Below are 11,175 nucleotides of genomic sequence, written 5' to 3'. Positions count from 1 at the left end.
CCGAGAATCATCGCGGCCAGCTTCAGCGGCGTCGGCGAACTGCTGTAGCGGGTGTCGACGGTCGCCGAGAACGCCAGCCCGGCTGGCGCCGGACCGTCCAGGTCGGTGAACACACCGACGATCTGCGGCCGGAAGTCGTAGCCGCCCCGCTCGCCGCGCAGCGGATCGCCCGGGTGGTCGGAGTTGGGGCCCTTGGTCAGCCCGACGAATTCGCCGGTGACCTTGTCGGCGTGCGCGGTGAACACCAGTTTCTGGCAGGCCGGGCTCAGCACCTGGCTCAGCGGCGCGCTGACCACGGGTGTGTTGCGCACGATGACCAGCAGGTCGTCGTTGACGCGTTCGATCAGCAGGCCGCGGTCGACGGCCTTGGGGGCCTGTTTGGGCACCGTGGACAGCAGCACCGAGTTGGTTTTGGTCAGCCCGGCAGCGGAGGTGCACGGCACGGTGATGGTCAGGTCGGTGGCCACATAACCAATCAGCGGCGCCTCGACGCTGCCCAGCACCCCGTTTTGCGGCCAGGTCAGCTGCGCGGTGGTCTGTTTAACCGGCAGCAGCGGGGTGAGGATCGCCAGCAGGGCGCCGAGCAGACCCGCGACGACGGCAACGATCCGGACGACCCGGTGGTTGGCCCGTTCGTCGGTCGATGGCCGCCGCGTGTCCTCATCGCTCTGCTCTGCATGGTCGACGGCGCGTGTCACGGACTTAGATGGTAATTGGGCCATCAGCGCGCAGGTTCCGGCGTGCGGACCGCCAGCACGAACGGCCCGATGCCGGTGACGGTGAAGTGCGGGTCCTGGAAGAGGGCAGCGTCGAAGTCCACGGTGTAGCGGCGCACGTTGGGGTGGTTGGGGTAGACGTCCTCGGCCAGCCGCAGCGTGTAGCTGTCGTTGGCGCCGCGACGCATCAGGAACACCGTCGGCGGCTGCCAGGGCAGGGTGTCCAGCGCGTGCAGGAACGCGCCGGCGGACTTCAGCTTCGACCAGCTCTTGATGGCGGCGGCCCGCTGGTCGAACTGCGCCAGCGGGTTGGCGTAGTGCGATGTCAGCCCTTGAAAGCCCCAGTAGGGGTAGTAGGACAGGAAGCTGTAGTCGGCGGTGAGCACGACGGTCTCATCGCGGGGTTGCCCGGTGGCCGCGGTGATGGCGGCGTCGATATCGCGGTAGTACTTCTCGGCGCTGGGCGGGCGGCGGTCCCCGCGCTGCCCGTCGCCGTCGGTGTCGGTGTAGGCGACGGTGAGGTCGGGCCGCAGCACGTCGGGGATGTCCTGGCTGAACGCCAGCGCGCCGGCCAACCCGATCGCGGCGGCCACCGGGACCACGCCGCGGCCTCGGGACTTGAGCGCCTGGGTCAGCTCGATGAAGCCGAATACCCCGGCGGCGGTCAACAGCACGGTCAGGGTGGGTTGCAGCCGAAAGCTCAGCAACGTGGTGCGGGCCAGCGTGGTCAGCATGGACAGCAGCGACCAGGCGTACACGCTCAGGACGCCGATCGCCAAGGCGGCCGCGCGCACCGAGCCGCGGGCCCGGACCACCAGCCACAGCGTGCCCAGCAGGCACAGCGCGCCCAGCAGGGTGAACTGCAGCATCGGGAAGGTCAGCTCGGCGCCGGCGGGCGGCAGATAGTGATAGGCGCTGCCGGTGTTGGACATCGGTTGCCGAGCGGCGCGCAGCACGAACGGCAGCCAGGTGGTCGACGCGATGGCCACCGCGATCACACCGATGATCGCCAGCCTCACCAGCGGGTCGAGGGCGGCTTTGCGTCCGCTTTGGCGCCCGCGCGCCGCGGCCAGCCCCGCGGCCATCAGCGTGACGGTGAACGCGCTGTAGACCACCAGCAGGGTGTAGAAGGTGGCCGCGAAGCCCAGGAAGATGCCGGCGCCGACGATTGCGCCCCAGCCGTTGGCGCCCACTCGTCGACTCGCGCCCGCGAGTGGGAATCCGGCGACGGGCTCGTCGGCGTGTCGGTCGCCAGATTCCGTCTCGGCGGTCAAGGTCCGCCCCGCGGCGCGCAGCCCGGACCAGGTCAGCACCAGCACCGGCGGCAGCAGCACGGTGATCATCGCGGCGTACGGCTCCGGCGAGCTGTAGGCCAGCGTCACCGCCGCGGTGGCGGCCGTGACGGTCACCGCGAGTTCGAAGCGGATCAGCCGGGTCCACAGCACCAGCGCCACCGCGACCGCGATGGTGATCGAGGTGATCGCCCACGGCTTGTACATCTCCCAGCCCGGTGTCCCGGTCAGCGCGGCCGCCCGGCCGCCGAGCCAAAACCAGCCCGGCGGGTAGAACGGCGGCAGGCCGAGGTAGGTCATATCGCGCAGCGCGGGGCTGTCGGTGAGCCGAGTCAGGTACTCGGTGCGGAACTGTTGGTCGACGGAGATGCCGAACAGGTACAGCTTGGTCGCGCCCAACGGCATCGCCAGGGTGACCACCGAGAACGCCGACACGAACACCAGCGCCGAAAGCTGTGCCACCCGCCGCCGACCCCGCCGCCACAGCCACCCGGCGCCGATCAGCCCCGCGATGCAGCCGACCTGGCCGACGGTGGTCAGCGCGTGCAGTTGATTCGACGACGGGTAGGCGGGCCATTCGACCCGGGCGATGGCGATCAGCGAGATCACCGCGACCGCGAGGGCGATCGCGGCGGCGAGGATCATCTGGCCCACGCTGGCCAGTGCGTTCCGCATGATCAGATGGGCAGCTTACGGAAGATTGCCCGCGGAACGTGCCGCAACACCATCATCACGTAGCGGAATGCGCCGGGCGCCCAAACCAAGTCCTTCCCCTTCGCGGCGGCGGTGACCGCGAGGTTGGCGACGTAATCCTTGTCGACGGTCAGCGGCGCTTCCTTGACGTGCGCGCTGAAGCGGGTGCGCACCTGACCGGGCCGGATCACCAGCACCCGGACCCCGTGCGGGCGCAGCGCCTCGCCGAGACCCAGGTAGAAGCCGTCCAGGCCGGCTTTGGTGGACCCGTAGACGAAGTTGGATCGGCGCACCCGCTCCCCGGCGACCGAGCTCATCGCGATGATCTGGCCGAAGCCCTGGGTGCGCATCTTCTCGGCGAGCAACACACCCACCGAAACCGCTGCGGTGTAGTTGATCTCGGCGACCTGCACGGCTTTGCGCTGGTTTTGCCACAGTTCCTCGGCGTCGGCGTCCAGCCCGAACGCGACGATCGCCACGTCGACATCACCGCCAGAGAAGGCCTGCTCGATCACCTTCGGGTGGGCCTCGGTGTCCAACGCGTCGAAGTCGATGAGTTCCACCGACTTGGCGCCGGCGGTCTCCATCTGCTGGACCGCGGCGTCGCGGCCGGGGTCGTCGGGCAGGCAGGCCAGGATCACCCGCGCGTGCGCGTTCTGCAGGTAGCGTTCGCAGATCGCCAGCCCGATCTCGGAGGTGCCGCCGAGCAGCAGCATCGTCTGCGGGTTTCCGGTGGCGTCGATCATGTTCGGTGGGCCTTTCTACAGCAGTTCCAGGCGGCGGGCCATGTCGGAGGCGAAGACGCCGTGGGGATCGGCCTTGCGCCGCGCCGCGATCCACTCGTCGATCCGGGGATACATCTTGTGGAAGCGCTCCGCGTTGACCCGGGAATCCTTGGCGGTGTACACCCGCCCGCCGAACTCCATCACCCGGTCGTCGAGTTCGTTGAGGAATGCGTTGACACCGGGCTTGTTCGGGAAGTCCATCGCGACGTTCCAGCCGGCCATCGGGAAGCTCAGCGGCGCTTGGTTGCCCGGCCCGAACAGCTTGAACACGTTGAGCGCCGAGTAGTGCCCGCGGGTCTGGATCCACCGGATGATGGCCTTGAACTCCTCCAGGGCATCCGGCGGCACCAGGAACTGGTGTTGGGCGAAACCTGCTGGCCCGTAACTGTTGTTCCACCCGCTGACCAGGTCGAGCATGTGGTAGAACTGCGACAGGTTCAGGATCTTGCCGGTGTAGGTGCCGCCCATCCGGTAGTACACCTCGCCGATCGCCATGAACGACAGCTTGTTCATCGCGCTGACCGGGAAGATGTTCGGCACGCTCAGCAGTTGCGGCGCATTGAATTTCAGCGGGTTTTTGGCCAGCTTCTTCGGCAGCTGATCGAGTGTGGCCAGGCTGCCCCGGCTGACCGCCGCGCGGCCCAGTTTCGGCGGCGGACTGATCAGGTCGAACCAGGCGGCCGAGTAGGTGTATTTGTCTTCGCTGCCGTCCAGGTGCACCGCGACCGTCTCGTCGAGGTCCTTGGTGGCGATGCCGTCGGCGATGAAGTAGGCGGTCTCGGTGCGGGTCATCGCGATGCGGGCCCGCAGCACGATGCCGGTCAGGCCGTTGCCGCCGACGGTGGTCCAAAACAGCTCGGCCTCCGGGCCGTCGGGGGTGATGGTGCGCACCTGGCCGTCGGCCATCAGCAGGTCGATCGACAGCACGTGGTTACCGAAACTGCCGGCGCTGTGGTGGTTCTTGCCGTGGATGTCCGAGGCGATCGCTCCGCCCACGGTGACCTGCCGGGTGCCGGGCAGCACCGGCACCCACAGCCCGAACGGCAGCGCCGCCTTCATCAGCTGATCCAGGCTCACCCCGCCGTCGACGTCGGCGATCGCCGTGTCGGCGTCCAGCGAGTGGATCTTGTTGACCGGGGTCATGTCGACGACGACGCCGCCGCCGTTTTGGGCCTGATCCCCGTAGGATCGGCCCAGGCCCCGCGCCAGGACGCCGCGGCGCAGATGTGCCGGACTGTCGGAGTTGGCGTCGGCGACCTGCTTGACGACGGTGGCGATCGCCTCGACGTCCGGGGTGGACAGGACTTGGGCGACCGTCGGCGCGGTGTGGCCGAACCCGGTGAGGGCACGTCGTGTGAGGGCCGGAACAGCCGCTGGCTGGGTAGACATCGCTGGCAAGGGTACCGCGACGGGCCCGGGGCTCAGCGCATCCGGAAGATCACCGCCCGCTGCACGATGAAATTGATCACCGTGGCGGTGCCCTGGGCGATGACGAAAGCCACCGGCTTGGCCCACGGCCGTTCGTGGTAGTGGAACAGGTCGAGGCACACGTGGTTGATGCCGACCTGGGCGGTGAAGGTGACCGCGTAGAGCACCATGACCGCGACAAAACGGGCGGTGCTCGGCGCGGCCTGGAAGGTCCACCGCCGGTTGATCAGGTAGGCGGTGATGGTGCCCGCAACAAAACTGGTGGCTTTGGCCGCGTCGATCTGCACGTGCGCCACCACATCCAGTAACTGGTAGAGGCCGTAGTCGACGATCGCCGACAGGCCGCCGGTGACGACAAACCGCCAGACCTGCGTCATCAGGCTCAGGGGGGCGCGCGGTGGGGCGATTTCGGCCATCGCGGGAAGTTTACGGCCCGGCCACTTCGAATCCGTTTGACGCCTCCGTACCGCCATGCGACCATGGACATCGCGAGCACCTCGCTAGGTGAGGCGTCTGCACGGATATAGGCCACTGACCCCGAACGTCGAGAGACGCCCCGGGTCAGGACAGCTCTTCCCGGCTTAAGGGTTGAGCCCAAGTGGCTTCCGGACGGTTTCCGGATACGCCGTGTAGTGCCGAAGCTCTGACGAGAGGGGTGCGTGTCCGCCGATTCCGGGCGGCCACTGTTTCCCCTTCTGTGCGTGCGAATTTGGTGACACCCCCGTGTGTCCTGGCCGTGAGGAGGTGAGGGCGAGATGAGTCCCAGCGATAGTCCGTATGCGTATTCGACCCATTCGTCCCGATCCGGTCCCGGCGCTTCTTCCGCTGCCTGAATCCGACGCTTTCGGCCGCTGTTTCACGCTGCCCGCTCGCCGCGGGTCGACGGTGCGGCCGAATCCGTGCTGGTAGCGGCGAACGAACTGCGGTCGCCGGTCGGGCCTCCCGACAGGAGACGATCATGGCTTTTGTTCTCGCACACCCGATCCCGACCGCCCGGCGGTCCACGTTGCTGCACGCCGGCCGCACGGCGGCGAGCCGGTTGTGGGCGCGGCGCACCCCGCAGCAGCGGGCCGCTGCCTACGTGTCCCGGATGCCGGTCGCGGTGATCACCGCTTCGCTGGGCGGCCACCCCACGCACCGGCGGGGCTAAGCACCGATGACCATGCAGGAAAGCGAGCCGTCGACAGCGCTCGACGTGCTCATCCACCAGTCCGACACGGTCGCCGGGTCGGCCCGCCCCGCGGCGGCCGATTCGGCGCACGTCGGGGATATCGTCGGCGCGTTCGGGCGGATCCAGCACGCCGATGTGGGCGCACGCCGTAACCGCTGGCAGCGGCTGCGCACCCTGCTGGTCATCAGTGGTCCCGGGCTGATCGTCATGGTGGGCGACAACGACGCCGGCGGTGTCGCGACCTACGCCCAGGCCGGCCAGAACTACGGCATGAAGCTGCTGTGGACGCTGGTGCTGCTGATCCCGGTGCTCTACGTCAACCAGGAGATGGTGCTGCGGTTGGGCGCGGTGACCGGGGTGGGCCACGCGCGGCTGATCTTCGCGCGGTTCGGCAAATTCTGGGGCGCGTTCAGCGTGGGTGACCTGTTGATCCTCAACGGGTTGACGATCGTCACCGAGTTCATCGGGGTCTCCCTGGCGCTCGGATTTCTGGGGTGCCCCAAGGCAATCGCGATCCCGGCCGCGGCGGCGCTGTTGTTCGCGGTGGTCGCCGGCGGCTCCTTCCGGCGCTGGGAAGCGCTGATGTTTCTGCTCATCGCGGTCAACGTGGTCGTCATCCCCATGACGCTGCTGGTGCATCCCACCGTGGCCGGCACGGTGGGCGGTCTGGTGCCGCAGCTTCCGGGCGGGCTGGACTCCACGCTGCTGCTGTTGCTGATCGCCATCGTCGGAACCACGGTGGCGCCCTGGCAATTGTTCTTTCAGCAGTCCAATGTGGTCGACAAACGCATCACCCCGCGTTGGATCCCCTACGCACGGGCCGATCTGGTGCTGGGCATTGTGGTGGTGATGCTCGGCGCCACCGCGCTGATCGCGGTCACCGCGTTCGGGCTGGGCGGCTCCGCCGATGCCGGCCAGTTCACCGACGCGGGTGCGGTGGCGGCCAGCCTGTCCCACCACGCCGGGCGCGCGGTGGGGGTGCTGTTTGCCGTTGTGCTGCTGGACGCCTCGCTGATCGGCGCCAACGCGGTGGGCCTGGCCACCACGTACGCCCTGGGCGACGCGATGGGCCAGCGACACTCGCTGCACTGGAAGCCCACCGAGGCGCCGCTGTTCTACGGCGCCTACGCCGCGCTGCTGGCGGTGTCGGCGGCGGTCGCGTTCAGCCCCGACCACGTGCTGGGCCTGATCACCCAGGGGGTGCAGGCCCTTGCCGGTGTGCTGCTGCCCTCGGCGACGGTGTTTTTGGTGCTGCTGTGCAACGACCGCCCGGTGCTGGGACCGTGGGTCAACACGGTGCGACAAAACGTCGTCGCCTGGGTCATCGTGTGGGCGCTGGTGCTGCTCTCGCTGGCGTTGACGACGGTGACCTTGTTCCCAGGGTTGTCGAGCACCGCCGTCCTGACCGGTCTGGGGGTCGGCACCGGGATCGGTGCGGTGCTGGGCGTGGGGGCGACCGTCGCCGGTCGGCGGGCCGCCGCGCGGCGTAGCCGGGTCGACGCCACGCGCGACGAACTCGACGCGATGCCGGCGCTGACCCGTGCCGAACGCAAGCAGGTCCGCGCCGACTACCGCGCCACCTGGCACACCCCGGCGCTCGCGACGCTGGAGCGGCCGGTGCTGTCCCCGGCGCGGCGGGCCGGGTTGGTGGTGTTGCGGGTCTACCTGGTGGTCGCGGTGGCGTTGGTGGTGGTCAAACTCGTCGAGCTCGGGATCGCCTGAGCGGCCTGGCCGTTACCGTTCCTCGATGGCTTCGCTTTGCGCGGCGACACCGTCGAGCACCGCGGCCAGCGTCGGCAACCCGGCGAGCACCGAACGGTCCCCGGCCGGCCGGTACCATTCGGCCCGCGCCGGCTGGCTGGGGCCCCACCTGGCCAGCCAGCCGCGCAACTCGCCGAGCGCATGCGCGTACGGGATGGCGCGCTGGAACAACACCGGGCGGGCCGCTTCCTCGACCTCGGCGAGGTTCACCTCGGTCAGGTACTGCCGCATGCCGGAGATCGCGGCGGCCAACCGGGTGCCGTTTTTGGTCCGCGGCGGCAGTAGGCGGCCCGCGGCCGCCACCCCGCCGCCCAGCACCGCCACCGCGACGCCCCACAGCACCCCGGCTCCGAGTACCGCGAGGCAGGCCGCCGCGACGGCCCCGATGCCGAGCAGCGCGAACCCCGCCCACTCCAGCCGGCGCGCGTTCCGGCGCAGCCAGCCGCTGTCGGCCACGCTCGCGGCGACCTTGCTCCGCGACGCCACCAGGTCGACCGGGCGGTGGGTGAGCTCGGAGGCCGCCACGTTCTCCCGCCCGCCCGGAAGGACGGCGTCCACGACGGCGCGCTCGAAGTCGGTGACCGCACCGTCGAGCGGCGCGCGCCGCGAAATCTGGTAGTCCAGCGCACCACCCTGCCCGGGCAGTTCGGCGATCCACAGGTAGTTACGCACGGCCAGGTCGAGGATCGTGGCGCCGATGTCGGCGGGGCGGGCCCGGCCGGTGGTCAGCGTCCCGACCTGGCCCGGCAGCACCCCGTCCGGGGAGGCGAACGCCAACCCACCGTCACCGGGGACCAGCAGTTGCGCGGTCGCGCCCGCGGTGTGGGCGACCGCGTCGTCGGCGCGGCGGCGCAGCCACCCGAACCCGGCCAGCAGCAGCGCCAGCATGGTGGCCACCGCGACCGCGATGACGCCGCCCAGGTCGTGCGCCGGCGCAGCGCCGGCCCCGGCGAGGGGGCTGAACTCGGCGGTGGCGGTGACGGTGCCCGACGGCAGCAGCACCGAGAACACCGCGACGCTGCCCGACTTGAGGCCGTTTTGCTGGAAGGTGACCTTGCCCGCGACTTCGGTCTGGGTCAGCGAGCACAGCCGCCGTTCACCGAGTAGCCCGTAGGCGCAGATCGGGGAGTCGGGGGCAGCGGCGGGGGAGACGAAGGTGCCGGTGAGCGTCTCGATCGGCGACGACCATCCCGCGGCCAGCAGCCAGGTGAACTGCTGCAGATCCGGGCTATCCGACACGGTGCCGGCCACCGTATAAGTCACCGTCGAGGTACCGGTGGGGACGGATATGACCAGGTTTCGGCCATCCACCTGGGCCGACGCCCCGCCCGTTGTCGTCAGGTCGGACACCTGGAAATGCTGGACGCGGTTGGCCTCGACGGGAATGTCCAGCGGCAGGCGATCGGAGGCCGACCCGCCCTGCGGGACGGCGATCGTGGCGGTGACCGCCAGTGATCCGTCGGCCTTGAGGTTCATCTGCACGTCGAGTTTCACGCCCGGCTCGTCGGCCCTAGCGAGCGGAACACCGCCAGCAAACCCCAACACGGCGATCAGACCGACAACCGCGCCGACGCGACCGAGGCGCGCCTGCAGGCGGCCAACAAGTGTCCCTCGCCACATGACCCGCAGAGTAACCTACGTTGACGTGCCCGTTGGTCCACGGATTCGTGAACGCGCGGTCCGATGTCGTGACGCACCGGTTCTGTTGGGGGAGGTTTCGTGAGCCGACCGTGGGACCCGTTTGGTGGCGGGTCGCAAAAACCGTGGGACGGTGACGTGTTCGGTGGCGGCCGCAGTCCCTACGGTCGCCCGTCGAGCACGGCTGCCGATCCGTGGGCCGGGGCCCCGGACCCGTGGAGCGCGGCACCGCAGCCGTACCAGGTCCCGGCCGCCGTCAGCGCCGCCCCCGCCCCGGCCCGCGGTGACACCGGCCGCTACAAGGTGCTCTCCGGGTTGCGCCGCCCGGCCGCCGCGCCGGTGTACGGCGCCGGATACCAACAGGGTTATCCGCAGGCGAGCGGATACTCCGCACCGTTTTCGGGCTATGCCGCCCCGGCGGCTCCGGTCACGCCGGCCGCCCCACCTCAGGCCGTGCCCCAAACGCAGTGGGGGGTCTACCAATCCGTCGACCCCTTCGGCTCCCCGCTGACCCCCGCGGCGACCGCAGCACCCGTCCCGCCAAAGACTCGCCCAATCATCCCGATCGTGCTGGGGGCGGCGGCCATAGTCGTCGCGCTTATCGTGGTCGCGGGCGCGGTAGTGGTGGTCGCCAAGAAAGGGACCACCTCGACCGCCAGCGGGCCGATGACCACGGCCAGTGCTTTGACCTCGGTCCCCACCACCGCGACCACAACCAGCTACCCGACCTCGACTACCCGGCGAACCACGCGAACCAGCACGTCGACGACCAAAGCCACCCCGACCGGCACCGCTGCACTGCAAGGCAACCCGCTGTTCGCCAACTTCGGCGCGGGGCTGGCCCGTCAGGCGTGCAACAGTGTCGGCTGGCCCTTCAACAACGACGCCGCGAAGGTGTTCTTCGACAGCGTCACCCCCTGCCTGGATACGGTGTGGCGGTCGCTGGTCACCACCACAACGGGACTGACGTACCGCTCTCCACAGGTGCTCGTCCCCACCGGCACCGTCATCACCAGCCCGTGCGGTACCGAGGAGATCGGGCCACGCGTCGCCGCGTTCTACTGCCCTGGGAACCAGACGCTGTACATGCCGCCGTCCGGGCTTCAAGTGGATGAAAACGGAAACCAGCCGATCATCTACATCGCGGTATTCGCCCACGAATTTGGTCACCACATTCAGGAAGTCACGGGCATCTCATCCGCGGCGTGGCAGCAGATGCGGGCCGAGGGTGTCGAGTCCGCCGCCGGGCTTGAAATGTCGCGGCGATTGGAACTAGAAGCGCAATGCTTTTCGGGGATGTTCGTGGGTTCGATCGTCGACAGCGGTGGCATGTTCACCCAGGCTGACTACCAGACCGCTTACGAAGACCAGCTCCGCGGCGACCACACCGGCGGGCCACGGGACCACGGCACGGACGCGCACGCCCAGGGCTGGTGGCGCCAAGGCGGCGACACGGGCCAGATCGGCCAGTGCAACACCTGGCTGGCACCCCCGTCGGACGTCTCCTAACTACAGCGAGCAGACGCAAAAGCCCCCGAAAACCCCTGGTTTGTGGTGCTTTTGTGTCTCAGTGTCAGTGTGAGTGTGCCGGGTTGCGGTGTGTCTGCGTGACAGGTGCCGTGGCGCGGTGGTTGGTTCTGTCTTACCTGGTGTCTGGCTCATTTTGCGTCTGCCGCCCTCGGGGTTGGCGT

General features: G+C 69.2%; 8 protein-coding genes, 1 pseudogene and 1 riboswitch. Of the genes and pseudogenes, 3 read left to right on the top strand and 6 right to left on the bottom strand.

Annotated elements, in window-relative coordinates; all coding sequences use genetic code 11:
* The 5 genes and pseudogenes from BKN37_RS22835 to BKN37_RS22815 all read right to left on the bottom strand — a co-directional run.
* A pseudogene (locus tag BKN37_RS22835) lies at nucleotides 1-698 on the bottom strand (arabinosyltransferase); the annotation flags it as partial.
* A 23-nt stretch (nucleotides 699-721) separates the two neighbouring features.
* A complete protein-coding gene (locus BKN37_RS22830; protein ID WP_071029224.1) occupies nucleotides 722-2,683 on the bottom strand; it encodes a galactan 5-O-arabinofuranosyltransferase in 1,962 nt (653 codons plus the stop codon).
* Between the two features lie 2 nt (nucleotides 2,684-2,685).
* Complete coding sequence (gene dprE2 / locus BKN37_RS22825) at nucleotides 2,686-3,447, bottom strand: decaprenylphospho-beta-D-erythro-pentofuranosid-2-ulose 2-reductase (RefSeq protein WP_071029223.1); 762 nt, start codon at nucleotides 3,445-3,447, stop codon at nucleotides 2,686-2,688.
* A 15-nt stretch (nucleotides 3,448-3,462) separates the two neighbouring features.
* On the bottom strand, nucleotides 3,463-4,875 hold the full coding sequence (gene dprE1, locus BKN37_RS22820; RefSeq protein WP_071029222.1) for a decaprenylphosphoryl-beta-D-ribose oxidase: 1,413 nt from the start codon (nucleotides 4,873-4,875) through the stop codon (nucleotides 3,463-3,465).
* Nucleotides 4,876-4,907: 32 nt separating this feature from the next.
* Complete coding sequence (locus BKN37_RS22815; protein WP_242657334.1) at nucleotides 4,908-5,291, bottom strand: GtrA family protein; 384 nt, start codon at nucleotides 5,289-5,291, stop codon at nucleotides 4,908-4,910.
* Nucleotides 5,292-5,403: 112 nt separating this feature from the next.
* A riboswitch (M-box (ykoK) riboswitch) is annotated at nucleotides 5,404-5,576 on the top strand.
* A 296-nt stretch (nucleotides 5,577-5,872) separates the two neighbouring features.
* On the opposite strand from BKN37_RS22815, the gene BKN37_RS22810 reads away from it, so the two are divergent.
* Nucleotides 5,873-6,064, top strand: a complete 192-nt coding sequence (locus tag BKN37_RS22810) for a hypothetical protein (RefSeq protein WP_071029220.1) — start codon at nucleotides 5,873-5,875, stop codon at nucleotides 6,062-6,064.
* Between the two features lie 12 nt (nucleotides 6,065-6,076).
* Nucleotides 6,077-7,807 carry an NRAMP family divalent metal transporter gene (locus BKN37_RS22805; protein ID WP_423212829.1) on the top strand — a complete coding sequence of 577 codons (1,731 nt, stop codon included), beginning with the start codon at nucleotides 6,077-6,079 and terminating at the stop codon, nucleotides 7,805-7,807.
* Nucleotides 7,808-7,819: 12 nt separating this feature from the next.
* On the opposite strand, the gene BKN37_RS22800 is transcribed toward BKN37_RS22805, so the two are convergent.
* Complete coding sequence (locus BKN37_RS22800; RefSeq protein WP_071029219.1) at nucleotides 7,820-9,340, bottom strand: DUF2207 family protein; 1,521 nt, start codon at nucleotides 9,338-9,340, stop codon at nucleotides 7,820-7,822.
* A gap of 711 nt (nucleotides 9,341-10,051) precedes the next feature.
* Between BKN37_RS22800 and BKN37_RS22795 the strand changes: the two genes are divergently transcribed.
* Nucleotides 10,052-10,993: a neutral zinc metallopeptidase gene (locus BKN37_RS22795; protein WP_131823675.1), complete on the top strand. Its 942-nt coding sequence runs from the start codon at nucleotides 10,052-10,054 to the stop codon at nucleotides 10,991-10,993.
* Nucleotides 10,994-11,175: the final 182 nt, after the last annotated feature.

Origin of the sequence: Mycobacterium talmoniae (assembly GCF_001854525.1) — a bacterium.
GTDB lineage: Bacteria > Actinomycetota > Actinomycetes > Mycobacteriales > Mycobacteriaceae > Mycobacterium > Mycobacterium talmoniae.
This window is presented reverse-complemented; position numbering and strand designations above follow the sequence as displayed.